This is a genomic window from Jatrophihabitans sp. (assembly GCA_036389035.1).
In the GTDB taxonomy this organism is placed as follows: Bacteria; Actinomycetota; Actinomycetes; order Mycobacteriales; family Jatrophihabitantaceae; genus Jatrophihabitans_A.
On the sequence record DASVQQ010000007.1, the window covers coordinates 194734 to 217999 of the forward strand.

Sequence of the window (23266 nt, forward strand, 5' to 3'; positions counted from 1 at the left end):
CGACGGCCTGGCTGAGCCCAGGCGGTACCGCTGCCTGAAGGCTCGAGCCAGGAGCCCGGGCTGACCAGCTAGGTCAGACCGTCCGGCAACCGAGCAGTGGGTTGCTGCCGCCGGATCCGATGTTCACCGCGTAGACGCACAGCTCATTGGCTCCAGCGGCCAACTGGACCGTGCGGCTGAACCCGTGCTTGCCGGTGATGGCCCACGAGCTGTTGACATCGCTGCGCTCGATCGTGGTGGGACCCCACGCGACATGCTTGTCGTTGCGGTCGATCACCACACCGATCGCCTGCGAGGTGTTGTTGAAGTCGAAGGTCCAGCCGCTGACCACGGCCTGGCTGCCCTGCACCGTCACCGAGTCGATCATCCCGATCGGGGACAGCGACACCCTGAATGTTTTGCAACCCAACCGGCTCTCGGTGCCCGGCCCCTGGTTGAGCGCGTGCAGGCAGACCGTGCTGGACCCGGCCGGCAGCCGCACCGAGATGCGGTAGCCGTGCAGGCCGGTGCCCCGGAAGGCCTGGTTGATGTCCGGACGCGACACGGTGGAGCCGACCGCGCCGGCGAACCTGCCGTTGACGTTGGCCACCACCGTCAGCGCGGTGTGCGGAGCGTCGTAGTCGAAGCTCCAGCCGGTGAAGGTGGCCAGGTTGCCCTTCTGGGTCACCGAGCTGATGCCGCCCAGCGGCGATCCGTTCAGCGGCACGCTCTTGCAGCCCAGCTTGGTGTTGCTGCCGGCTCCGACGTTGATGGCGTAGGCACACACGTTGTTGGCGCCGTTGGCGAGCTTCAGCGCCTTGGTGAAGCCGTGGTTGCCGGTCGCGGAGTAGTGGGCGTTGATGTCACCGCGCGGCTCGGTCGTCTGCACGTAGGTGAACGGTTTGCCGTTGACGTAGAAGAAGATCCGCAGCCCGCTGGACAGGGCGTTCGGGTCCAGGGCCCAGCCTCTGACGGTGAGGTAGCGCCCGTGCACCGACCAGCTGCTGACCCCGCCGAACGGGCTGTCGTTGGCGATCTTGCCGCCCGGCATGAGCAACTTGGCCTGGGCGGTCAGCATGTTGGCGATCGGGGTGCCGTAGGTGCCGCCCTGGGTCAGGATGGCCACCGCGTACCGGTCACCGTTGACATAGCCGGTCGAGTTGAACGCCGGCTGGCCCTGCGGGTTGTCATTGCCCCAGCCCTGCTTGACCCCGAAGCCGGTGGTGGCGCTCGGGATGCCGAAGAACTGGTACACGCCGTCGGATCCGTACGGGGTCGCGTTGTGCATCGCGTTGCCGAGCCAGTTCCAGACGGCCGGGCGGTGCCGCACCGCGTTGTAGAACCGGACCATTCCGCTGGCGGTGACCCGGGTGGCGCCCCACCAGCCGGGCGACGGCGGGCCCGAGCCGATGTTGGGGACGTTCAGCGCCTGCTCGATCCAGTCGACGATGCCGTCGCCGCCGACCCGGCCGTAGAGCGCGCTGGCGGCGGCGTCATCGGACTGGGTGATCATCCGGTAGGCGGCGCTCTCGTTCCAGCCCGACATCTGCCCGGTCATCAGCAGCCGGGTCGCGATGAACACCTTCACCAGCGATTCCGAGGCGTAGGTGCTGTTGTAGTCCCCGGCGCCGGTGAAGGCTCCGGTCTGGGTGTCCATCACAGCGATGGAGGACCGGTAGCCCCGCTCATTGGCGTAGCGGACGGCGGCGGCTGCCTGGCTGGCGACCGACGCCGAGGCCGGTGGCGCCGTCGCCACCACCGCGACGAAGAATCCGAGTACCAACGCAGCCGCGCTTGCGCTGGCTGTCAGCTTGAACCGCATGTGTGAGCCAATCGTTTCGGGGCTGGCCGGGCGCTATTGTCCGAACCTTGTTGCCTGAACCCTGTTGCCCCCGAGTCGTGCTGGTCGTGCGCGTCCTGCTGTCGTGCGTTCCTGCCAGTGCTAGTGCCCGCTGGGCACCACTTCAGTGTTGCGATTGTGCCTGCTCTTCATAAGTGCCCGGCCGCGAATTGGCCGAAGTGCCTGGTCGGCGGTCAGGATCAGGCCCGCGGCCAGCAGCGCCGCGCAGCCGGCGACCACCCCGGCCGCCGCGTAGCCCAGGACGCCCGCGACCAGCGCCTCAGCGGCCATGGCGGTGCGCAGCGAGACCGGCTCGAGCGCGCTCAACCGCAGGTGCAGCTGCCGCAGGGCCTGCGCGCTGCGGCACCGGGCGCTGAGCAGCACCGCCAGGCCGCGGACCAGGCCGAACACCGCGCCGGCCGCCACGGCCAGCGCCGGTGAGCCGGTCAGGGCCGCCAGCACCACCACCAGGTAGGTGGCCGCCGTCATGATGTAGGTGGCGAAACCGACACCGATCTGCAGCCCGAAGCCGGCCGCGTACAACCAGCGGCGGTAGCGGGTCAGCCACAGCTCGTTGACCTGCCGCGGGTGCAGCGGCAACTGGAAGCCGGCGAGCCGCCGGTCGGCCGCGAGCGCGACGAGGCAGGCCACGGCGGCCACTGCCAGCGCGGCTGTCCCCTGATCGGCCAACGGGCGCGCCGCCAGGGCCAGCACGCCGCTGGCCGCACCGAGCACCACCCCGCCCAGCACCGAGCCGGCGATGAACCAGAGGGCGGTGAGTGAGTACCGGTTGCCGCGGGAGCGCTCGGACAGCGGGTTGATCGCCGAGATCATGGACAGCCCGCACGGTGACCAAGTGCCGCGCGCCCCGGACACCGCCGCGATCAGCAGGGCGCTCGCCGCCAGCCAGCCGGTCATACCAGCACCCCGTTCGACAGGGCGGTCTCATCGTCCTCGGAGTCGTCGTCGGAGACCGAGCCGCCGCCGATCGTGGTGCGCCGGGCGGATCCGGGATTGGCGGCGTACACCGTGTAGCTGTGGGTGCCCGGCACATCCGGGATCACCAGGTCGAACCCGCCAGCCTGCGAGGCGTCGCCCGCCTCGGTGTCGAGCCGGGTGACCTGGTGCGGGGCGAGGACGAGGCCGTCGCGCGACACGCTCAGGGCCAGCCGCGCGGTGGGTCGGTCAGGGTCGTGAGCCCACCCGGTGATGCGGACGGTGTCACCGAACCGCCGCACGCCGCGGACCTGGCCCAGGGCGCCGTCCTGATTGACCCGGACGGCCTGCTGCCCGATCAGCGGGTAGTCGATGCCGTCCTCGCCGGCCGGCGCCATCGCGTAGACCGAGTAGGTGTGCAGCCCGGTGCCGGCCGGAATGGTGAGGTCGAAGGCCCGCTTGCCGTCCTGGCCTCGTGCGCCGGCGACGGGGTACCAGTGCAGCACCTGGTCGTCCTCGTGCACCGCCACGGCCGGTTCGGAGCCGTCGTCCGGGTCGTGCAACCAGCCCGTCAACCGGACGCTGCCACCGGCGGCCGAGACCGATTCCAGCTCCCCGGGCAGCGGCTGCGAGGTGACGAAGCCGGCCGGAGCAGCCGTGGTGGTCGTCGACGTCGCGCCTCTCACCATCAGGCTGTGGTTGCCGATCAGGGTGTTGCCGGTGCCGCCGGCGATGTTCATCGCGAACACCTTGTAGTTGTGCGCACCCACCGAGGCCTTGAACTGGGCCTTGAACCCGTGCACCCCGGTGATCTTGTAGGCGGAGTTGACATCCGGCCGGTCCACGGCGGTGCGGATGCCCATCAGCGGCTTGTCGTCCTGGTAGATGTTGACCGCGATCGAGGTGGACGGCGAGTCGCGGTCGAAGGCCCAGCCGGTCAGCACCACGCTGTCACCGACCGGGTTGGCCGAGTCCAGGTGCCCGATCGGCGCCGTCCCGGGGTTGACGATGATGGTCTTGCCACCGATCTGCGGGTTGCGGCCGCCGCCGAGGATGTTGATGGCGAACACGGTGAAGGTGTGGCGGCCGGTGCTGGCAGTGAAGGTGGCGCTGAACCCGTGGTTGCCGGAGATGCCCCGGGACCGGTTGACGTCAGAGCGCGGCAGGCTGGCGTTGATGCCCATCAGGCCCCTGCCGTCCTGATAGATGGAGACCTTGATCGAGGTGGACGGCTGGTCCGGGTCATAGGCCCAGCCCTTGACCGTCACCTTGTTGCCGACGCAGCTGACCTGCTCGACGACACCGACCGGGACCTTGCCGGTCAAGCACGGAGCCGAATGGGTGCGGGTGTTGTTGTCGGTGGCGCTGGAGGTGCTGCAGGTGCTGCCGAACTGGACCCACGGCGGCGTGCAGGAGACCATCCGGCACAGCACCGGCCCGGTGTTGGACCAGGGAATCTGGGGGTTGCACTGGCCGTAGCGGAACTGGTTGCAGGCCACCAGCCGCTGGTCGCAGGTGGTCTGGTTGCACCGGCAGGCGTGTGCGCCGTCCCGGTAGGCGTTGCAGTCGATGTAGTAGCGGGCGTTGCCGCCGCAGAAGGACGAGCTGTCGGCCTTCCACCAGCCGCCGATGAAGGAGTTCGGCGGGCAGGTGTTGTTGCCGCCGTTGATGGTGCAGCAGAACACCGAGTAGCCGTCGGCGCAGGTGTTGTGGGAGCCGCACACCGCGTCGTAGGCGCTGGCCGGCCGGGTCAGGTAACTCCACGGATTCACCGCCAGCGCGGCGCCTACCACCGCCGCGCCGCCGAGGAAGCCACGGCGGCTGGTACGCGGCTGCTGGCTGCGTTCAGCCACCCGGTTGACGATTCGTTCGGCCAGGCTAGCCGTCATGGCTGCACCTCGATCTGCTCCAGAACGGCGTTTACCTGCTTGGCCAACGGCACCGCGTTGCGATGCGAGCCGATCACCACGTACAGGCAGAAGGGCCGGTTGGCCTCGGTGAAGAAGTGCTGGAAGCCGGCCTGGCCGGCGATCCGGCGTTGCATGCCGTTGGGGTTGAACTGGCCGGGCCGCACCCGCGGCACCCCGGCCGGCGCGTACAGCGCGGTGCCCAGGCAGTCGGCGCCGAACTCCAGCAGGGCCACGAACATGTTCTCCGGACCCATCCGCTCGACCGCGCCGGTGCCGTAGTCACCGCGCGAGGCCGGTAGCGCGAAGTTGCCCAGGTGCAGGATGGGATGGCTCTGCTCACCCGCCCAGCCGAAGGCCTGCTGCTTGCCGGGCTGCTGCTGGCCGGTGGCCACCACCCGGCGGTAGAGCCGGCCTTCCCAGCGCGCTGGCAGGCCGACCGCCAGGCCGTGTCCGGTGAGCCGCTTTCCGGCCGGCGTGGTCATGATCGCTCCTCCTGGTCAGCGCTGGCGTACAGGCTGGGGTCCTGCGGGCCGATGCCGGCCGACAGCAGGATCCGGTCCACGTCACGCTCGCGCCGGCGATCAGCGTCGGGCTTGCGCGCCATCGCCGGGTGCCGGCTGTCCTCGACCGACTGCCGGATCAGGCCGCCGACCTGGCTGAACGAGCTGCCCGAGCCCTCGCCCTTGACCCGCCCGGTGCGGCCGTCGGCGACCACCACGTACGGCGAACCGGGCACCTCGAAGTCGGCCCAGGCCTGGCTGGACATCACCAGGTCAACCCCGTCCGGGCACAGCTGCGACAGCACCGACGGGCTCTCGTCCTCGGGGCCCTTGGTGACCACCAGCAGCCGGCTGCCCTGCGGAGTGGTCCAGGAGCCGGGCTCGCCGAGCTCCTGCCAGAAGCCGGTGCAGCCCTCGCAGTTGGAGGACAGGAACGCCAGGATGGTGTCGTGTTCCACGCCCACCGTGCGTACCGAGACGATCTCACCGTGCAGCGAGACCCCGTCGAGGTCGTGGGATTCGGCCCACTCGGCGCGGCCCTCGATCCGGGGGGCGTTGGCGGCCGGTGGCTCGGGAATCCTCGAGTCGGTGCGGAACGGCGGCGGCCCGGACTGGACGGCGGCACCGCCGTCGAGCTGGTGGAGCCGGCGCAGCACGGCGGCATAACCTCGCAGCAGGCCCGCGACCAGCACGCACAGCACCGCCAGGATGACGGTTTCGACGATCAGCAGCGCAGTCACCCGGTGACCTCCAGTTGGGCGGCGGCGGCGTTGAGCTCGGGCAGCGCCGTCATCACAAGGTAGCCCAGGTAGGCCAGCACGGCGGCAGCCAACAGCAGCGCCGAGGCGGTCACCGGCTGCTGCCCGAACTGGCTGATCAGCGAGCCGGCCGGCTGGACCAGGGCGATCAGGCCGGCCAGCGCGCAGCTCAGGTTCACCGCGGTGTGCCAGTGGCTGACCGCCACCGGCTTGGCGAAGCAGCCGCAGTCCTGCCCCGACTCGATGCTCATCATGCGCGCCGAGAGTGCGGCCAGGATTCCGAAGGCGACCGCGATCAGAGCGGCTCCGACCCGGCCCCCGATCAGCAGCGCCAGCAGCGCGACAGCCAGCTCGACCGCGCCGGAAAGCCGGTTCGTCGCCTTCGCGCCGAGCCGTTGGGCGCCGGGGATGCCGGCTGCGGCAAGAGCAGACCGGACGGGCGCGCGCTGCCGGAGCTTGGCCAGGCCGGCTGCGGCAAGCAGCAGCGCCGCCGCACTCACCAGACCGATCAACACCGTCCCCCACACGTCGCAAGTCGACCCGAATAGTAACAAGCACAACACGCGTATCAGGCTCGCGCAACCGGGCCGCCCGACAATGTCAGCCCTGCGGTGCGGGGTCAGCCGCTCAGGACGACGACCTCGGTGACCCAGAACCGGCCGTCCGGCTGCTTGCTGACGGTGACGTCGACCATCTTGCCGCTGCCCCGGTAGCCGAAGACGGACGGGCCGTCCACGCCGTCGCGGGGCAGGTACACCGCGGTGGTCGAGGCGCTGGCCAGCAGGCTGCGGGTGAGGGTGGCCGGCACCGTGTTCGGCAGCACGCAGGCCGAGGCCTGCTGGGCGTCGTTGGCGCTGAGCGCGCCCATGTAGGCGTCCGCGGTGTTCTGCGCGATGTCCGCGCCGGTGCAGAGGCTGGCCCCGACGTTGACCGCGCTCGCCGGCGGTCGCGGCGCGGTGGTGCCGGCCACCGTGGTGCTGGTTGCCGGGCTGCCGGCCGCGGTGGTGCCAGCTGCGGGGTTGCTGGCAGCGGCGCTGCCGGCCGGCGGGCTGCTACTTGCCGGCGAGGGCAGCGGCGCCGACAGGCTGGCCGACGCGGTAGTCGCGACTCGCGAGGTCTGCTGCTGTGCGGAGTCGCCGCGCGAGCTGTCGCAACCGGCCACGGCAAGGCTGAGGCTGAGCAGCGCAACGGCCAGCACCGAACGTCGATCGAGCAGCATGCGGGGTGGACTCCTCGGGGCAGGCGTGGACGTCGCCACGCGGCGGCCCGAACAGGTCCACCATCGGTGCGTTCCGGGCAAAGCTATAGCGCGGCGGGTCGCGGAGCCAGCCGAACACTCCGGGCCCAGCGGCGGCGTCAGACTCACTGCTCCTAGTGCTCACTGGTCCTAGTGGCTGAATTTCAGCCCGATCACGCCGCCGATGATCAGAACGAGGAACAGGATCTTCACTGCCGATACCGACTCCCCGCCGGTCGTCATCGCATAGAGGACGGTGAGCACCGCGCCGATTCCGACCCAGACCGCGTACGAGGTGCCGATGGGAAGCGCGCGCATCGCGTAGGCCAGCCCCGCCATGCTCGCGGCCAGGGCTGTGACGAACACGATCGAGGGAGCAAGCCGGCTCAGCCCTTGCGATTTACCCAGGGCGCTGGCCCACACCGCTTCGAGCACACCCGACAGCACGAGAACGAGCCACGACATCACGGCCTCCTGTGGGCCGTCTTGTCGCGCACCGGGTACGGCACCCATCGTCCGGAAGCCCCATTGCCGAGCTCCCTTAGAAGGTGTCACACGGCGAAGGCGGGGGCAAAGCTGCACGATACACTTGCCCCAGACCCCTCGCGTGGCGCTCATCCTGTGAACCTCCCCAGGGCCGGAAGGCAGCAAGGATAAGCAGGCTCTGGCGGGTGCGCGGGGGGTCCTTTTCGTGCCACCATCCCCCTTGCTCCGGCTCGGAGGCCGTTGACCTGCGACACGCTCGCCGGCCCGCAGACCTGAAAGGCAGACAGTGGGAACACGCTTGCAGGGCAGGGTCGCGGTGATCACCGGCGGCTGCAGCGGCGTCGGCCTGGCCGCCGCCAGGAAGTTCGTCGACGAGGGCGCCAAGGTGGTCATCGGTGACGTCAACGCCGAGGCCGGCGCCGCGGTCGCCGAGGAACTCGAGGTCACCTTCGTCACCGTCGACGTGACCGACGCCGACCAGGTGCAGGCGCTGTTCCGGACCGCCTTCGACACCTACGGCAGCGTCGACATCGCCTTCAACAACGCCGAGATCCTGCCGCTGGACGACGAGTCGATCCTGGCCACCGGCCCCAACATCTGGCGCGGGGTGCTGGAGGCGAACCTGACCTCGGTCTACCTGTGCTGCCAGGCTGCGCTGCCCTACATGCTGGATCAGAAGCGCGGCTCGATCATCAACATGGCCTCGCTCGCCGCGGTGATGGGCTCGGCCACCTCGCAGATCTCCTACACCGCCGCCAAGGGCGGGGTGCTGGCGATGTCGCGCGAGCTCGGCGTCCAGTTCGCCCGCGACGGCATCAGGGTGAACGCGCTGTGCCCCGGTCCAGTCAGCACGCCGCTGACCCAGGAACAGGTCGACTCCGACCCCGACGACGCCGAGCGCCGGCTGGCGCGCATTCCGATGGGCCGGTTCGCCGAACCGCAGGAGATCGCCAGCGCGGCGCTGTTCCTGGCCTCGGACGAGTCCAGCTTCATCACGGCGTCGCAGTTCCTGGTGGACGGCGGCCTCTCCGGCTCCTACATTCCCCCGATCTAGCAGGAGCCGCTGCGCCTCACAAGGGTCGGCCGCTGTCGCTAGCGTGGCCCCATGTCGGATCCGTCGTTCGCCGCCATTCGCTCCCATTACGAACTGAACTACGAGGACGCACGCCTGCGCCAAGGCATCGGCCGGCTGGAGTTCGCGCGGGTGCAGGAGATCGTGCGACGCCACCTGCCCGGCTCCTCCGCGCGCGTGCTCGATGTCGGTGGAGCCACCGGGATCCACTCGGAATGGCTGCTCGCCGACGGGCACCAGGTGCAGCTCATCGATCCGATGCCCGGCCATGTCGAGCAGGCGAAAGCCCGCCTTGGCCAGCACAGCAGGTTCAGCGCGGACGTGGCCGACGCGCGCCGGCTGCCGGTGCCCAATGAATCGGTCGACCTCGTGCTGCTGTTCGGTCCGCTCTATCACCTCATCGAGCGTGCGGACCGGCTGCGCGCCTGGCAGGAAGCCGGCCGGGTCGTCCGGCCGGGTGGCCTGATCCTGGGAATGGCCATCTCAAGGTTCGCCTCGTTGTTCGACGGACTCGCCCGGGGGTACCTATTCGATCCCGAGTTCCGCGCCGTGGTCGCACAGGACCTGGCGACCGGGCGGCACGAGAATCCGACGGGGGACCCCCACTGGTTCACCACCGCCTACTTTCACCGAGCTGAAGAACTCGCCGCGGAGGCCGTCGAGGCAGGCCTGGACGTCCGGGAGACCGTCGGCGTCGAGGGCATCGCGCACTGGTTGAAGCACCTGGACGCCCGCTGGGACGACGCGGCTGATCGCGAGGTCATCCTGCAGGCCGTCCGGGCGACTGAGCACGAGCCCACGCTTGCCGGACTGAGCTCGCACTTCATCACGGTGGCCGCTCGCGTTTCGTAACGCTAGTGGTACGATATTTGGTACCAGTAGGAAGGTGCTCATGTCGATAACCGCGAGTGAAGCGCGCAAGAACCTGTTTCCGCTCATCGAGCAGGTCAACGATGACCGCACTCCGATCGAGATCACCTCGCGGCGTGGTGACGCCGTGCTGATGTCGCGAGCCGACTACGACGCATTGGAAGAGACAGCGCACCTGCTCCGCTCACCAGCCAACGCCCGCCGCCTGCTGGAAAGCCTGCAGCAGGCACATGACGGCGAGCGCCAGGAGCGCGCGTTGAGCCAGTGAGACTGGTGTTCACCTCCCACGGCTGGGAGGACTACAAGTACTGGCAAACCGCTGACCGGAACACCCTCAAGCGAATCAACCGACTCATCGAGGACGTGCTTCGCGACCCCTTCGCCGGAATCGGCAAGCCCGAGCAGCTTCGCCATGCGCTGGCAGGCAGCTGGTCCCGACGCATCAGTGACGAGCACCGCTTGGTCTACCTCGTGGATGGCGACGACATCGTGGTGCTGCAGGCGCGCTACCACTACTCCTGAACCGAGGAGTCCTGCTTCATGTCCACTGGCACGGGACTTCGGTTGCGGAAGTAGCTGCTCGCCCGAAGCGGGATCAGGTCGGGTCGGTCAGGTGCTCCGGACGCACCGGCACCCGGCTCAGCGCCAGCCCGGTCGCGTCCCGGATCGCGGCCACGATGGCCGGCGTCGACGAGATCGTCGGCGGCTCGCCCACGCCGCGCAGGCCGTAGGGCGCGTGCGGGTCGGCCAGCTCCAGCACGTCCACCCGCATCGGCGGCATGTCCAGGATGGTGGGCAGCAGGTAGTCGGTGAACGAGGGGTTGCGCAGCTTGCCCTCGTGCAGCTGGATCTCCTCCATCACCGCCAGCCCCAGGCCCTGGGCGGTGCCGCCGTGGATCTGGCCCAGCACCGCCTGCGGGTTCATCGCCTTGCCGACGTCCTGCGCGGTGCTGATCTGCACCACCTTGATCAGCCCCAGCTCGGTGTCGACGTCGACCACCGCCCGGTGCGCGGCGAAGGCGTACTGCACGTGGGCGTTGCCCTGCCCGGTCAGCGGGTCGATCGGGGTGGTCGGCCGGTGCCGCCACTGCACGGTCTCATCGATCGGCTCGTCGCCCAGCCGGCCGCCGCGCTCGGCCAGCTTGGCCAGCACCGCCTGGCAGGCGGCCCGCACCGCGCCACCGGTGACATAGGACTGCCGCGACGCCGACGTCGAACCGGCCGAGCCGATGCTGGTGTCGGCCGGCAGCACCGTCACCTGGGACACCTCCAGCTCGGTGCGCACGATCTGCTGCAGCAGCGTCACCAGGCCTTGGCCGACCTCGGCGGCGGCGGTGTGCACCGAGGCGACCGGGGTGTCGCCCAGCAGCTCCAACCGCACCCGGGCGGTCGAGTAGTCGTCGAACCCCTCGGAGAACCCGACGTTCTTGATGCCGATGGCATAGCCGACGCCGCGCACCACACCCTCGCCGTGGGTGGTGTTGGACACCCCGCCGGGCAGCTCGCGCACGTCACGCGGCCCGTCGCCCGGCTCGACGGGCATCGGCGCGTCCCGGACCCGGCAGAGCAGCTCGGCGACCGGTGCGGCGGAATCGACCAGCTGGCCGGTCGGCATCACCGAGCCCTCGCTCATCGCGTTGCGCAACCGCAGCTCGACCGGTGACAAACCGCAGGCCTGGGCCAGCCTGTCCATCTGGGACTCGTAGGCGAAGCAGGCCTGCACCGCGCCGAAGCCGCGCATCGCCCCGCACGGCGGGTTGTTGGTGTAGGTCACCAGGCAGTCCATCGTCACGTTCGGGATCTCGTACGGGCCGAAGCCCAGGGTCGCCGCGTTGCCGGCCACCGCGGTCGAGGACGAGGCGTAGGCGCCGCCGTCCAGGACGATCGAGGCCCGCGCGTAGACCAGCCGGCCGGTCGAGTCCGCGCCGTGCTCGTAGCGCAGCAGCGCCGGGTGCCGGTGCACGTGGCCGTAGAAGGACTCCTCGCGGCTGTAGACCATCTTGATCGGCCGGCCGGTCCGCAGCGCCAGCAAGCACGCGTGGACCTGCATCGAGACGTCCTCGCGACCGCCGAAGGCGCCGCCGACGCCGGCCAGCGTGAACCGCACCTTGGCGGCCGGCAACCCCAGCGCGGCAGCCACCTGGCTCTGGTCGGCGTGCAGCCACTGGGTGGCGATGAAGAGGTCGATGCCACCGTCCTCGGCCGGCACCGCCAACCCCGACTCGGGTCCGAGGAAGGCCTGGTCCTGCATGCCGACCTGGTACTCACCGGTCACCACCACCTCGGCCGTGGCCGCGGCCGAGCCGCGTTCGATGTGCACCGAGCGCAGCACGTTGCCCTCGATGGCGTGCCCGGCGATGGGGTTCTCGTGCACCAGCGGCGAGCCGGGGGTGCTGGCGGCCACCGGATCGGTGATCGGCGCCAGCACCTCGTACTCGACCGCGATCTTCTTGCAGGCCTGCCGCGCGATCTCCGGATGGTCGGCGGCCACCAGCGCCACCGGCTCGCCCTGGTAGCGCACCTCCCGCTCGGCGAGCACCGGCTGGTCGGCGATCTCCAGGCCGTACCGGTTGTGCCCCGGGACGTCGGAGGCGGTGAGCACCGCGTGCACGCCGACGGTCTTCAGCGCCTCAGTGAGGTCGATCGAGACGATCCGGGCCCGTGGGTGCGGGCTGCGCAGGGTGGCGCCCCAGAGCATGTCGTCCAGCCACATGTCCGAGGAGTAGGCGAACTCGCCCCGCACCTTCAGGTTGGCATCCGGGCGCACCGGGCTGGAGCCGATGCCGCCGGCCACCACCGTGCCGGCAGCGGTGCGCTCGGTGACGGTCCCCGTCCCAGTGCCGGTGCTCATGTCAGTACCGGTGCCGGTACCGGTGCTCATCGGGCCACCAGCCGCGCGCTGGCAGCAGCCGCCTCGCGGGCCAGCCGCCCGCTGTCGGCGGTCAGCAGGGTCGCGTCGGCGACCACCCCCTGGCCGTTGACCAGCAGCAGCTCCAGGGGCGCGGAGGACGAGAACGCCCAGCAGAACACCGGGTCAGCGCCCCCGGCCAGGCCCAGGCCGTCCAACCGCCAGACCGCCACGTCGGCCAGTTTGCCGGGCTCGAGTGACCCCAGCTCGGACTCGCGGCCCAGGCACGCAGCACCTCCGACGGTGGCCAGCCGCAGCGTCTCGCGAGCGGTCAGCGCCTGCGGCCCGCCGTGCGAGCGGGCCGTCACCATCGCCGCGCGCAGCTCGTCCACCAGCCGGCCGGCCTCGTTGGAGGCCGAGCCGTCCACTCCCAGGCCGACCGCCACCCCGGCGTCGATCAGGTCCCGGACCCGGGCGCTGCCGGCTCCGAGCCGGCCGTTGGACGTCGGGCAGTGCGCCACCGCGGTGCGGGTCTCGGCCAAGCTGGCAATGGCCGGATCCGACAGGTGCACGCAGTGCGCCAGCCAGACGTCCGGGCCCAGCCAGTCCAGCTCCGCCAGGTACTCGGCCGGAGATCGGCCATAGGTCTGCTGGCAGAACTGCTCCTCGTCAGCGGTCTCGGCGAGGTGGGTGTGCAGCCGGACGCCCTTGCTCCGGGCCAGCTCGGCGGCCTCGCGCATCAGCTCGGCGGTGACCGAGAACGGCGAGCAGGGCGCCACCGCGATCCGGGTCATCGCCGCTGGGGACTCATCGTGCCACCGGTCGATCGCCGCCTCGGTGGCGATCAGGATCGACTCCCGGTCCTCGACCACGGAGTCCGGCGGCAGCCCGCCCGCGGACTCGCCGAGGTCCATCGAGCCCCGGCAGGGATGGAACCGCACTCCGATCTCCAGCGCGGCGCTGATGGTGGCCTCGAGCAGGTCGCCGCCGGACTTGGGAAAGACGTAGTGGTGATCGGTGCTGGTGCTGCATCCCGACAGCGCCAGCCAGCCGAGGTTCGCCGAGGCCGCCGCGTGCACCGCGTCGGCGTCGATCCGGGCCCAGAGCGGGTACAGCTCGGTGAGCCAACCGAACAGGGTGCTGTCGGTGCCGAAGCCCCTGGTCAGCCACTGGTACAGGTGATGGTGGGTGTTCACCAGGCCCGGGGTCACCAGGCAGCCGGTGGTGTCGAGCAGCTGGGCGCCGGCCCGCAGCTCCGCCGGCGCCGGACCCGGGCCGACCGCGACGATCGTCGCGCCGTCGAGGACCACGTGGCCGGACGGGTGCTCGGTGCCGGCCGCGTCCACGGTGGCGACGTGGCCGCCCTCCAGGACGATCATGGCGAGCCCGCCCCACCGCTGCCGGCCTCACCGCTGCCGGCGCTGTCCCGGCCCGCGCCGTCCCGGCCGGCGTCGGCGGCTGCCTGCACCGCCTCGATGATCTGCTGGTAGCCGGTGCACCGGCACAGGTTGCCGGCCAGCGCCTCCCGGATCTCAGCCTCCTCGGGATGCGGCCGGCGAGCCAGCAGGTCATGGGTGGCCACGATCAGGCCGGGCGTGCAGAAACCGCACTGCACCGCGCCGGCGTCGATGAAGGCCTGCTGGATCGGATCGAGGTCAGCGCCCGCCGTCAGCCCCTCGACGGTCCGGACGCTGCGGCCTTCGGCCTGGCCGGCCGCCACCAGGCAGGCGCACACCGTCACGCCGTCCAGGTAGACCGTGCACGAGCCGCACTCACCCTGCTCGCAGGCGTTCTTGCTGCCGGGCAGGCCCATCCGCTCCCGCAGGACGTAGAGCAGGCTCTCGCCCTCCCAGACGTCATCGACCTGCCGGGCCTCGCCGTTCACCGTCGTGTTCAGGCGCATGCGCGGTACTCCTGCCAGGCCCAGGTCAGGGTCCGCCGGGCCAGCACGGCCAGCGCCTGACGCCGGTAGCGGGCCACCCCCCGCACGTCGTCGATCGGCGAGGCGGCCTGGGCCACCAGCTCGCCGAACCTGGCCGCCACTTCCGGCCGCAGTGCGTCCCGGGACTCCCAGTGGCCCGTCGAGTCCAGCTCGCCGGCCAGGAACGCCTCGGCGTCGGGGGCGCGCAGCGGGGTCGGCGCCGCCGAGCCGATGCCGGTGCGCACCGAGCCGGTGACCGGGTGCAGGGCAAGGGCGAACGAGCAGACCGCGATCACCATCGCGTTGCGGGTGCCCACCTTGGCGAACTGGCAGGGGCCCGCGCCCACCGGGATCCGGACGGCGCGGATCAGCTCGTCCGGAGCCAGCGCCGAGCGCTTGGGCCTGAGGTAGAACTCATCGACCGGGATCAGCCGGCTGCCGCGGGCCGAGGCCACCTCGACCACCGCGTTCAGCGCCAGCAGCACCGGGTGGCTGTCGCCGGCCGGCGAGGCAGAGCCGAGGTTTCCCCCGATCGAGCCGCGGTTGCGGATCTGCGGGGAGCCGATGGTGCGCGAGGCCATCGCCAGGCCGGGAAGCTGATCGCCCAGCTCGGTGATCACCCGGGTGTAGGGCAGCGTCGCGCCCAGCACCAGCTGGTCGCCGTCCAGCGCCCAGTCGGCCAGCTCGCTGATCGGGTTGAGGTCCAGCAGCGCCTCGGGCCGGCGGCGGTCGAAGTTGATCTCGACCATCAGGTCGGTGCCACCGGCCAGCGGCGCGGCAGCCGGCTGCTCGGCCTTGGCCGCCAGGGCGTCGGACCAGGATGCCGGTCGCAGGAACTCCATCGGCCCACCCCCTCCTCCAGCGACATCTCCAGCGAGACTTTCCCAGCGGCTTCCAGCGGCTTCCAGCGGCTTCCAGCGACGATAGCCGCGCGCGGGCCGGCGTGCGCCGCTGACGCGGCCCACCCTCACCGCGCGTCAGGACCAGGCCGGCCCGGCGTCGGCCGCGTCCTCGGCCAGCAGCTGGCCCTCGATCAAACCGTAGGGCCGATCCGCGGCCAGGTACACCTCGTTGTCGTTCGGCAGGCCGAACGGGCTCAGGTCGACCAGGAAATGGTGCTTGTTCGGCAACGCCAGCCGGACCTCGCACAGCTCGGGCGCCTCGGCCAGCACCCGCGAGCCCATCGCGTACAGGCTCTGCTGCAGCGAGTGGCTGTAGGTGTCGGCGAAGGCCTGGATCAGCGCCTGCCGGGCCCGCTGGTGCGCCGCCGCCCAGTCGCAGTCAGCGGTCCGGAACCGCCATCGCGCTTCGACGCTGGTGGCCAGCATCCGGTCGGTGGTCTCGGCCAGCGTGGTGTATTCGTCCCGGGCGAAGCCCCGGAACTCCGAGTCGGTGGTGTTGAGCAGGGTCAGCTCGCGCAGGCCGCCGAGCACCCAGCTGCCGGACTGCTCGTCGTGCACCACCGTGACGGTGCGGACCTCGCCGCCGGAGCGGACCAGCGAGTGCGGCCCGACCGAGGTCCAGCCGTAGCTGTCCACCTGCACCCGGGCGCGCGTGATGCCCGGCCGGCCCTCGACGAAGTGACGCGCCAGTGCCAACGCGAGCACCTCGGGCTCGACGCCGCCGAGCCGCTGGGCCAGGGCGTAGACGGTGTTCTTCTGGGTGTCGGTCGGCAGCACCTGGTCATTGGCGCCCGACAGGTGCGTCTGGAGCATGTCACCGGCCAGGCTGACCGAGACGTTGAAGTCCCGGATGGCGTGCGGCTGCTGGCCGCGGTCGACGTGCACCACCCGCACTTCGGCCTTGCCGTACCGGTTCTCGCCGAGGATCGCCATCAGCTCGCGCCCGCCATCAGTCCGCGCCCGTCATCAGCTGCCGCGGTAGGTCGAGTAGGCGAACGGGCTGAGCAGCAACGGGACGTGGTAGTGCTGGCCGGCGCCCTCGACGCGGAAGGTGACGACCACCTCGGGGTAGAAGGCCCGCGGGCCCAGGTAGCTCTCGGTGTCGAACACCAGCCGGTAGCTGCCGGCCGGCAACCCGGGGGACAGGTCGGCGATCCGGCCGTCGACGCCGGTGACCCGCTCGGTGAGCACCGTCCAGCCGCCTGCCGCGCGCTGTTCCAGGCGCACCGGCACCCCGTGCGCGGGCCGGCCGTGCACCGCGTCCAGGACGTGGGTGGACAGGCTCATCCGCTGTCCCGGATCTTCGCGCGAGGCTCGCTCATGAGTGGTGAGCCTGGCACAGCCCGGCGCGATCCGCACCGGGGCCGTTCACCGAAATGCCTTGGCCAGCCGCAGCCGGACGATCTTGGTCAGCTCGCCGCGCACCACCTCGCGCTCGGCGACCGGGTCGTTGCGCAGCCGGGAGCGCAGCGCGCCCAGCATCGTGTCGGCGGACAGGCCGGTGGCGCAGATCAGGAAGACATGGCCGAAGCGCTGCTCGTAGGCGCGGTTGGCCGTGGCCAGTTCCCGGCGCACCAGGTCCTCGACGTCGGCGACGCCGGCCTGCTCCTGACGCGACCAGCCGTCGGAGCGGCCGTCGGAGGTGGCCCGCTCGCCGATCCGGGGGTGGCCGGCCAGCGCGGCCTCCAGCTCTGACCAGTCCAGCCTGGCCAGCAGGTCGTCGGATGCGGCGGTGAGCCGGTCCAGCCGGGCGTACGGGCGGCCGCTGACCAGGGCTGAGATCCATCGCTTGCTGGCGCAGCAGGGCATCAGTTCGGCGGCGGCGTCGGCGGCCGCGGCCGCGTCGAACTCAGCCACCGCGATCGGGCCGATCTGCACCGGATCCACGGCGCCACCCCCCACCCCAGCCACACCCGTCCAGGCAAACCTAGCGCGAACCCGACGGCAAGGGCGCGGACGTGTTGGATAGGGCGATGACCGACCTGCTGCTGCGCGCCCACCGGATCATCACCCCCGCGGGTGAGCGGCCCGGCGCGGTGCGGGTCAGCTCCGGCCGGATCGTCTCGGTGGACAGCTTCGACGCCCCCAGCGGGCTCAGTTGGGACGGCTCAGCTGTCACCGAGGTCAGCATCGCCGAGGACTGCGTCCTGCTGCCCGGCCTGGTGGACTCGCACGTCCACATCAACGAGCCCGGCCGGACCGAGTGGGAGGGCTTCGCCTCGGCCACCGCGGCGGCAGCGGCCGGCGGGATCACCACGGTGGTGGACATGCCGCTCAACAGCATCCCGCCGACGGTCGATCTCGCGGCGCTGCGGGTCAAGCAGCGGGCCGCTCAGGGCCGGGTGCACGTGGACGTGGCCTTCTGGGGCGGGGCCGTGCCGGCCAACTGCGCCGACCCGATGGACGGCGTGGACGACCTGCTCGAGCTCCACCGCGCCGGGGTGGCCGGTTTCAAATGCTTCCTGCTGGACTCCGGGGTCCAGGAGTTCCCGCCGCTGGACCGGGCCGGGGTGACGGCGGCGATGCGGCGGATCGCGGCCTTCGACGGCCTGCTGATCGCCCACGCCGAGGACCCGGTGGTGATCGCGGCCGCTCCCGAACCGGCCGGGCGCAGCTACCGGTCCTTCGTGGCGTCCCGGCCGCCCGACGCCGAGACCGAGGCCATCAGCTGGTTCCTGAACGCCGTCCGCGAGACCGGGTGCCGGGCGCACCTGGTGCACCTGTCCAGCGCCGCCGCGCTGCCCCTGATCGCCGCCGCCCGGGGCGAGGGGCTGCCGGTCACGGTCGAGACCTGCCCGCACTACCTGAGCCTGGCCGCCGAGCAGGTGCCCGACGGCGCCACCCAGTTCAAGTGCTGCCCGCCGATCAGGGAGCAGGCCAATCGAGAGCGGTTGTGGCAGGCGCTCTCGGACGGCCTGATCGACTGCGTGGTGTCTGACCACTCGCCGTGCACCGCTGAGCTCAAGCGGCTGGACACCGGTGACTTCGCCGCGGCCTGGGGTGGCATCGCCTCGCTGCAACTGGCCCTGCCGGTGACCTGGACGCAGGCCGGCAGCCGCGGCCACACCCTCGCCGAGCTGGCCGGCTGGATGGCGTCCGGCCCGGCTCGGCTGGCGGGCCTGGCCGGCAAGGGCGCCATCGCGCCCGGCTATGACGCCGACTTCGCGGTCTTCGCCCCGGACCAGAGCTTCGTGGTGGACCCGGCCCGGTTGCGGCATCGAAACCCGGTGACCCCTTACGCCGGGGCTAGGCTGCGCGGCGTGGTGCGAGAAACCTGGCTGGCCGGCGAGCGGATCGACGGGCACACCCCGCGCGGCCGGCTGCTGCATCGGGCGGCTGCCCGGTGAGCGGCCACCCGGCCGAGTTCCGCACCCTGGCCGACCTGGCGAGCCGGGCGCTGGGCGGCGCGGTGGTCTGGACCAACGACGACTTCTTCGCCAGCGCGCACAACCTGATCAACCCCGGCCCGGCCGGGCACGACCCGGCGGCCTTCGACGCCCGCGGCAAGGTCTATGACGGCTGGGAGACCCGGCGCCGGCGGGATGACCCGGCCGGGGACGAGCCGCCCGGCGGCGACCTTGCCCCCGACGACACCCCCAACGACGTTGCCCCACACGATGAGGTGATCGTGCGGTTGGCGGCGCCCGGCCTGGTCCGGGGCGTGCTGATCGACACCAGCCACTTCACCGGCAACTTCCCGCCCTACGCCTCGGTCGAGGCCACCACCATGCTGGGTTACCCGTCGGCCGAGCAGCTTCGGGCCGCGACCTGGACGCCGCTGCTGGCCAAGTCCGAGCTGGCCGGCGACACCGAGAACAGCTTCGCGATCTTCGCCGCCGACCAGCTGAGCAGCCACCTCCGGCTGCGGATCTACCCCGACGGCGGGGTGGCCCGGTTCCGGGTGCACGGCGAGCCGCTGGGCGACCCGCGGTTCCTGGGCGGCCGCGTCGACCTGGCCGCCACCCTCAACGGCGGCCGGATCCTCGGCTGCAGCAACCGGTTCTACTCAGCGCCGTCCAACGTGCTGGCCCCGGGCCGGTCGAGCGTGATGTCCGACGGCTGGGAGAACGCCCGCCGCCGCGACGACGGCAACGACTGGATCGAGGTGGAGCTGGCCGGCGTCGGCGTCCTGCATCACGTCGTGATCGACACCTCCCGCTTCGTCGGCAACGCCCCCGGCGCGGCGATGCTCAGCGACGCCGACACGGGTGAGCAGCTGCTGCCCCGCACCCGGTTGAGCCCCGACACCGAGCACCGGTTCAAGATCGGCTCGTCCACACCGGTGCGCCGGGTGCGGCTGGACGTCTACCCCGACGGGGGCATCGCCCGGCTGCGGGTGTTCGCGGAGCTCACCGCCGAGGCCCGCGCCGAACTCGGGCGCCGGTGGCTGGCGCTGCTGCCGGACGAGGCCGGCGTCGGCGCCGACGAGCTGTTCGACTAGCCGCCCGCGATGACCACAGGACGGGACCCCGGCCGCGCGCCGGAACTGGCCGCCGAGCTGGCCGGCCGGCTCGACGCGCTGCTGGCAGCCGACGACGCCGAGCGGGCCCGGCGTTATCCGGGGCCTTCGGCTGACCGGCAGCCGGTGCACACCGCCTACGTGCCGGCCGACCGGTTCTCCGCCGGCACCGCCCGGCAGTGGGGCGAGGCCGCGCTGCGCGCCCTGGACGAGCACGGCCCGGTACCCGGTTTCGACGAGTCCGAGCATGCCAAGGTCCGGGACAAGCTGACCCGCGAGCCGGTCGAGGACCTGCGGATCGACTTCGAGGACGGCTACGGGATCCGTCCGGACGAGGTCGAGGACGCCGCCGCGGTCTCGGCGGCCACCGCCCTGGCCGAATCGCTCGGCGCCGGCGGCGCGCCGCCGTTCACCGGGCTGCGGATGAAGTCACTGGAGCCGGCGGTCCGCCGCCGCGGGCTGAGCACCCTGGCCCTGTTCCTGGACACCCTGCTGGGGCTGGCGGCGCTGCCGGCCGGCTTTCGGATCACCCTGCCCAAGGTCAGCTCGGTGCGGCAGGTGCAGGCGATGGTCGAGTGCTGCGCGGCGCTGGAGTCGCGGCTCGGCCTGGCCGACGGGCAGCTGCGGTTCGAGATCCAGGTGGAGACCCCCCAGGCCATCCTCGGTCCGGACGGCATCGCGCTGGTGGCGCCGATGATCTCGGCGGCCGCCGGCCGGTGCGCCGGGCTGCACTACGGCACCTATGACTACAGCGCCAGCCTGGGCATCGCCGCCGCCTTCCAGTCGATGGCCCACCCGGCGGCCGACCACGCCAAGGCGGTGCTGCAGGTGGCGGCGGCCGAGACCGGCATCGCAGTCTCCGACGGTTCCACCAACGTGCTGCCGGTGGGCGGCACCGCGGCGGTCCGGCAGGCCTGGCAGCTCCACGCCGGCCTGGTCCGGCGCTCGCTGGAACGTGGCTTCTACCAGGGCTGGGACCTGCACCCGGCCCAGCTGGCAAGCCGGTACGCCGCGACCTTCCGGTTCTTCACCGACGGGCAGGCCGCCGCCCGGGCCCGGCTGGCCGCCTACTCGGCCAGGCGGGAGACCGGCATCGCCGACGAGCCGGCCACCGTCCGGGCGCTGACGGACTACCTGGCCCGCGGGGTGGCCTGTGGAGCTCTGGACGAACCGTCCTGATCTCTGCGGAGCCCACTTCGGCGCCCGGCGGCGCGACGGTAGGGTTGCCCGGTGGCATTGGCGCTGTATCGAAAGTACCGCTCGGCCGACTTCTCCGAGGTGATCGGCCAGGAGCACGTGACGGCTCCGCTGATCCAGGCGTTGACGGCCGGCCGGATCAACCACGCGTACCTGTTCTCCGGTCCCCGGGGCTGCGGAAAGACCTCCAGCGCCCGGATCCTGGCGCGGTCGCTGAACTGCGAGCAGGGCCCGACGCCCACCCCGTGCGGGGTGTGCTCGTCCTGCGTCGAACTGGCGCCCAACGGCCCGGGCTCGATCGACGTGATCGAGATCGACGCGGCCAGCCACGGCGGCGTCGAGGACGCCCGTGACCTGCGCGAGCGTGCCTACTACGCGCCGGTGCGCGACCGCTACAAGGTCTACATCATCGACGAAGCGCACATGGTCACCAACCAGGGCTTCAACGCGCTGCTGAAACTGGTCGAGGAGCCGCCGGAGTTCCTGGTCTTCATCTTCGCCACCACCGAGCCGGACAAGGTGCTGCAGACGATCCGCTCGCGCACCCACCACTACCCCTTTCGGCTGATCCCGCCGTCGGTGCTGCGGGCGCATCTGGAACGGATCTGCCAGGTCGAGGGAGTGACGGTCGAGCAGACGGTGTTTCCGCTGGTGGTGCGGGCCGGCGCCGGCTCGGCCCGGGACGCGCTGTCGGTGCTGGATCAACTGCTGTCCGGGGCCGGCGCCGAAGGCGTCACCTACACCCGGGCGGTCGGGTTGCTCGGCGTCACCGACTCCGCCCTGCTCGATGACATGACCGACTCGCTGGCCGTCGGCGATGCGGCCGGGGTGTACGCGACCATCGACCGGGTAGTCGAGGCAGGCCATGACCCGCGCCGGTTCGCCGCCGACCTGCTGGACCGCTTTCGGGACCTGATCGTGCTGGACGCGGTGCCGGACGCGGTGGACAAGGGCCTGATCGACTACGCCGGTGACCAGGCGCTGCGGATGACCGACCAGGCCCGCCGGATCGGGGTGGCCACCCTGGTCCGGTTCGCCGACATCACCCACACCACGCTGACCGACATGCGGGGCACCACCTCGCCGCGGTTGATGCTCGAGCTGCTGTCGGCCCGCATGCTGCTGCCCGACGCCTCCTCGGATTCGGCGGCGCTGCTGCAGCGCCTGGAACGGTTAGAGCGGCGGCAGGGGATGGCGGTTCCGGCCGCGACGGCTGAGCAGCCGAGGGCCGATCAGTCGAGGGCCGAGCAGCCGGTGGCTGCTCCTGTCTCGGCGGCGCGGCGACCGGCGAAAGCCGAGCCGGCCAAAGCCGAACCGGTCAAGGCCGAGAAGCCGGTCAAGGCTGAACCAGCCAAGGCCGAGGAGCCGGCCGGGACCGAGCCGGTCAGGTCCGAGCAGTCACCGGGGGCTGGGCCGGACAAGCCCGAGCCAGCCCAGGCCGAGCCGGACAAGCCCGAGCCAGCCCAGGCCGAGCCGGACAAGGCCCAGCCGGACAAGGCCGAGCAGCCGGTCCCAGCTGAGCCAGTGGCCCCTTCCCAGCAGCCGACCCCGACCGATCAGCCCGAGCCGGCCCTCGCCACGGCCGTGCAGCCCGCGGCGGCAGCAGCGCCGGACTCCAATGCGCTGCGGCAACTCTGGCCAGAGGTGCTGACCGCGCTGCGGGAACGCAGCAGGGTCAAGTGGGCGATGATGAACGAGGTGGTGATCGCCTCCGTCGAGGGTGAGGTGGTCAACCTGCTGGCGCCGGCCGGGCTGGCCCGACGGATCGCCGATGAGAGCAACCTGTCGGTGCTACGGGAGGTTCTGCAGTCGGTGGTCTTCGGTCACTGGCAGCTCAACATCACTTCCGCCTCGTCGTCCAACGACGGGCCTTCGAACATCTCGCCTGCCGGCTCCCCGCCCCCGAACGGCGTGTTCTCGGACGCCGCGCCCTCATCCGGCTCGCCCACGAACGGTCCTCCCACGAACGGTTCGCCTTCGAACGGTTCTCTTACGAACGGCTCTCCCTCGAACGGCGCCCTTCCGGACGAGCCGCCCACCCAGAGCGAGCCGGCGCCGAAAGCCGCCCGGCCCGAGCGCGGCAGCCGTCCGGCGCAGCCGCCGGTTGACCAGCCGCCGGCTGACCAGCCGCCGGTTGCCGAGAACGACGGGGTGGACGAGGAGTCCGACGAGGTGCGCGGCTCGCAGCGCTCCGGCGGCGATGCCGAGGCTGCCGCCATCGAGCTGTTGCAGACCAGCCTGGGCGCGCGCCCGATCGATGCTCCCTGATCCCGAGCGGCCCGGCGCGCGGCTCCGGGTCTGCTTCGTCTGCACGGGGAACATCTGCCGCTCACCTTCCGCCGAGGTGGTGT

General features: G+C 71.5%; 23 protein-coding genes, 1 other RNA gene and 1 riboswitch. Of the genes, 9 read left to right on the forward strand and 15 right to left on the reverse strand.

Annotation, left to right across the window (positions count from 1 at the left end; all coding sequences use genetic code 11):
- Nucleotides 1-73 precede the first annotated feature (73 nt).
- From VF557_03480 to VF557_03515, 8 genes are all read right to left on the reverse strand, one after another.
- Nucleotides 74-1801 (reverse strand): hypothetical protein, encoded by a 1728-nt coding sequence (locus tag VF557_03480; protein HEX8079248.1) that lies wholly within the window; start codon nucleotides 1799-1801, stop codon nucleotides 74-76.
- A gap of 120 nt (nucleotides 1802-1921) precedes the next feature.
- A complete protein-coding gene (locus tag VF557_03485) occupies nucleotides 1922-2737 on the reverse strand; it encodes a hypothetical protein (GenBank protein ID HEX8079249.1) in 816 nt (271 codons plus the stop codon).
- The gene (locus VF557_03490) at nucleotides 2734-4644 is read right to left on the reverse strand and encodes a twin-arginine translocation signal domain-containing protein (protein HEX8079250.1); all 1911 of its coding nucleotides are present in this window, start codon (nucleotides 4642-4644) and stop codon (nucleotides 2734-2736) included. Before VF557_03490 ends, VF557_03485 begins: the two co-directional genes overlap by 4 nt.
- Nucleotides 4641-5147, reverse strand: a complete 507-nt coding sequence (locus VF557_03495) for a hypothetical protein (GenBank protein HEX8079251.1) — start codon at nucleotides 5145-5147, stop codon at nucleotides 4641-4643. Before VF557_03495 ends, VF557_03490 begins: the two co-directional genes overlap by 4 nt.
- The gene (locus VF557_03500; protein ID HEX8079252.1) at nucleotides 5144-5905 is read right to left on the reverse strand and encodes a hypothetical protein; all 762 of its coding nucleotides are present in this window, start codon (nucleotides 5903-5905) and stop codon (nucleotides 5144-5146) included. Before VF557_03500 ends, VF557_03495 begins: the two co-directional genes overlap by 4 nt.
- Entirely contained in the window at nucleotides 5902-6438 is a 537-nt protein-coding gene (locus VF557_03505; protein ID HEX8079253.1) for a MauE/DoxX family redox-associated membrane protein, read from the reverse strand. The genes VF557_03500 and VF557_03505 overlap by 4 nt, the downstream gene beginning before the upstream one ends.
- A 104-nt stretch (nucleotides 6439-6542) precedes the next feature.
- A complete protein-coding gene (locus tag VF557_03510; GenBank protein HEX8079254.1) occupies nucleotides 6543-7142 on the reverse strand; it encodes a hypothetical protein in 600 nt (199 codons plus the stop codon).
- Nucleotides 7143-7310: 168 nt separating this feature from the next.
- Entirely contained in the window at nucleotides 7311-7625 is a 315-nt protein-coding gene (locus VF557_03515) for an SMR family transporter (protein HEX8079255.1), read from the reverse strand.
- Between the two features lie 10 nt (nucleotides 7626-7635).
- Nucleotides 7636-7702: riboswitch (guanidine-III (ykkC-III) riboswitch) on the reverse strand.
- Between the two features lie 52 nt (nucleotides 7703-7754).
- Here VF557_03515 and ffs point away from each other — a divergent pair.
- The 5 genes from ffs (at nucleotide 7755) to VF557_03540 (ending at nucleotide 10110) form a co-directional block, all read left to right on the forward strand.
- An RNA gene (ffs, locus tag VF557_03520) (signal recognition particle sRNA small type) lies at nucleotides 7755-7851 on the forward strand.
- Between the two features lie 81 nt (nucleotides 7852-7932).
- Entirely contained in the window at nucleotides 7933-8700 is a 768-nt protein-coding gene (locus VF557_03525; GenBank protein ID HEX8079256.1) for a 3-oxoacyl-ACP reductase, read from the forward strand.
- A gap of 51 nt (nucleotides 8701-8751) precedes the next feature.
- Nucleotides 8752-9570 carry a class I SAM-dependent methyltransferase gene (locus tag VF557_03530; GenBank protein HEX8079257.1) on the forward strand — a complete coding sequence of 273 codons (819 nt, stop codon included), beginning with the start codon at nucleotides 8752-8754 and terminating at the stop codon, nucleotides 9568-9570.
- A 40-nt stretch (nucleotides 9571-9610) separates the two neighbouring features.
- On the forward strand, nucleotides 9611-9856 hold the full coding sequence (locus VF557_03535) for a type II toxin-antitoxin system prevent-host-death family antitoxin (protein ID HEX8079258.1): 246 nt from the start codon (nucleotides 9611-9613) through the stop codon (nucleotides 9854-9856).
- Nucleotides 9853-10110, forward strand: coding sequence for a Txe/YoeB family addiction module toxin (locus VF557_03540; GenBank protein HEX8079259.1), 258 nt, complete (start codon nucleotides 9853-9855; stop codon nucleotides 10108-10110). Before VF557_03535 ends, VF557_03540 begins: the two co-directional genes overlap by 4 nt.
- A 73-nt stretch (nucleotides 10111-10183) precedes the next feature.
- Here the strand turns inward: VF557_03540 and VF557_03545 are convergent, their stop codons facing one another.
- The 7 genes from VF557_03545 to uraD form a co-directional block, all read right to left on the reverse strand.
- Complete coding sequence (locus tag VF557_03545; protein ID HEX8079260.1) at nucleotides 10184-12439, reverse strand: molybdopterin cofactor-binding domain-containing protein; 2256 nt, start codon at nucleotides 12437-12439, stop codon at nucleotides 10184-10186.
- A gap of 26 nt (nucleotides 12440-12465) precedes the next feature.
- Nucleotides 12466-13815: an 8-oxoguanine deaminase gene (locus VF557_03550; GenBank protein HEX8079261.1), complete on the reverse strand. Its 1350-nt coding sequence runs from the start codon at nucleotides 13813-13815 to the stop codon at nucleotides 12466-12468.
- Complete coding sequence (locus tag VF557_03555; protein HEX8079262.1) at nucleotides 13812-14339, reverse strand: (2Fe-2S)-binding protein; 528 nt, start codon at nucleotides 14337-14339, stop codon at nucleotides 13812-13814. Before VF557_03555 ends, VF557_03550 begins: the two co-directional genes overlap by 4 nt.
- A complete protein-coding gene (locus tag VF557_03560; protein HEX8079263.1) occupies nucleotides 14330-15199 on the reverse strand; it encodes an FAD binding domain-containing protein in 870 nt (289 codons plus the stop codon). The genes VF557_03555 and VF557_03560 overlap by 10 nt, the downstream gene beginning before the upstream one ends.
- A 135-nt stretch (nucleotides 15200-15334) precedes the next feature.
- On the reverse strand, nucleotides 15335-16192 hold the full coding sequence (gene pucL / locus VF557_03565) for a urate oxidase (protein HEX8079264.1): 858 nt from the start codon (nucleotides 16190-16192) through the stop codon (nucleotides 15335-15337).
- Between the two features lie 33 nt (nucleotides 16193-16225).
- Nucleotides 16226-16546, reverse strand: a complete 321-nt coding sequence (gene uraH / locus VF557_03570) for a hydroxyisourate hydrolase (GenBank protein HEX8079265.1) — start codon at nucleotides 16544-16546, stop codon at nucleotides 16226-16228.
- A gap of 81 nt (nucleotides 16547-16627) precedes the next feature.
- Nucleotides 16628-17146, reverse strand: coding sequence for a 2-oxo-4-hydroxy-4-carboxy-5-ureidoimidazoline decarboxylase (gene uraD, locus VF557_03575; protein HEX8079266.1), 519 nt, complete (start codon nucleotides 17144-17146; stop codon nucleotides 16628-16630).
- A gap of 86 nt (nucleotides 17147-17232) precedes the next feature.
- Here uraD and allB point away from each other — a divergent pair, with 86 nt between their 5' ends.
- Genes allB through VF557_03595 form a run of 4 tightly spaced genes read left to right on the forward strand, consistent with a single transcriptional unit; the run spans nucleotide 17233 to nucleotide 23183 of the window.
- Entirely contained in the window at nucleotides 17233-18606 is a 1374-nt protein-coding gene (gene allB, locus VF557_03580) for an allantoinase AllB (GenBank protein HEX8079267.1), read from the forward strand.
- Nucleotides 18603-19700, forward strand: a complete 1098-nt coding sequence (gene alc, locus VF557_03585) for an allantoicase (GenBank protein HEX8079268.1) — start codon at nucleotides 18603-18605, stop codon at nucleotides 19698-19700. The genes allB and alc overlap by 4 nt, the downstream gene beginning before the upstream one ends.
- Before the next feature lie 9 nt (nucleotides 19701-19709).
- Nucleotides 19710-20897: an aldolase/citrate lyase family protein gene (locus VF557_03590; GenBank protein ID HEX8079269.1), complete on the forward strand. Its 1188-nt coding sequence runs from the start codon at nucleotides 19710-19712 to the stop codon at nucleotides 20895-20897.
- Between the two features lie 51 nt (nucleotides 20898-20948).
- Complete coding sequence (locus tag VF557_03595) at nucleotides 20949-23183, forward strand: DNA polymerase III subunit gamma and tau (protein ID HEX8079270.1); 2235 nt, start codon at nucleotides 20949-20951, stop codon at nucleotides 23181-23183.
- The last annotated feature ends 83 nt before the right edge of the window (nucleotides 23184-23266 follow it).

Excerpts from the sequence above, each read along its gene's own strand:
- VF557_03480 (HEX8079248.1), bottom strand. The coding sequence starts at position 1,801 with ATGCGGTTCAAGCTGACAGCCAGCGCAAGCGCGGCTGCGTTGGTACTC.
- VF557_03485 (HEX8079249.1), bottom strand. The coding sequence starts at position 2,737 with ATGACCGGCTGGCTGGCGGCGAGCGCCCTGCTGATCGCGGCGGTGTCC.
- VF557_03490 (HEX8079250.1), bottom strand. The coding sequence starts at position 4,644 with ATGACGGCTAGCCTGGCCGAACGAATCGTCAACCGGGTGGCTGAACGC.
- VF557_03495 (HEX8079251.1), bottom strand. The coding sequence starts at position 5,147 with ATGACCACGCCGGCCGGAAAGCGGCTCACCGGACACGGCCTGGCGGTC.
- VF557_03510 (HEX8079254.1), bottom strand. The coding sequence starts at position 7,142 with ATGCTGCTCGATCGACGTTCGGTGCTGGCCGTTGCGCTGCTCAGCCTC.
- VF557_03515 (HEX8079255.1), bottom strand. The coding sequence starts at position 7,625 with ATGTCGTGGCTCGTTCTCGTGCTGTCGGGTGTGCTCGAAGCGGTGTGG.
- VF557_03530 (HEX8079257.1), top strand. The coding sequence starts at position 8,752 with ATGTCGGATCCGTCGTTCGCCGCCATTCGCTCCCATTACGAACTGAAC.
- VF557_03535 (HEX8079258.1), top strand. The coding sequence starts at position 9,611 with ATGTCGATAACCGCGAGTGAAGCGCGCAAGAACCTGTTTCCGCTCATC.
- VF557_03545 (HEX8079260.1), bottom strand. The coding sequence starts at position 12,439 with ATGAGCACCGGCACTGGGACGGGGACCGTCACCGAGCGCACCGCTGCC.
- VF557_03550 (HEX8079261.1), bottom strand. The coding sequence starts at position 13,815 with ATGATCGTCCTGGAGGGCGGCCACGTCGCCACCGTGGACGCGGCCGGC.
- VF557_03555 (HEX8079262.1), bottom strand. The coding sequence starts at position 14,339 with ATGCGCCTGAACACGACGGTGAACGGCGAGGCCCGGCAGGTCGATGAC.
- VF557_03560 (HEX8079263.1), bottom strand. The coding sequence starts at position 15,199 with ATGGAGTTCCTGCGACCGGCATCCTGGTCCGACGCCCTGGCGGCCAAG.
- pucL (HEX8079264.1), bottom strand. The coding sequence starts at position 16,192 with ATGGCGATCCTCGGCGAGAACCGGTACGGCAAGGCCGAAGTGCGGGTG.
- uraH (HEX8079265.1), bottom strand. The coding sequence starts at position 16,546 with ATGAGCCTGTCCACCCACGTCCTGGACGCGGTGCACGGCCGGCCCGCG.
- allB (HEX8079267.1), top strand. The coding sequence starts at position 17,233 with ATGACCGACCTGCTGCTGCGCGCCCACCGGATCATCACCCCCGCGGGT.
- VF557_03590 (HEX8079269.1), top strand. The coding sequence starts at position 19,710 with ATGACCACAGGACGGGACCCCGGCCGCGCGCCGGAACTGGCCGCCGAG.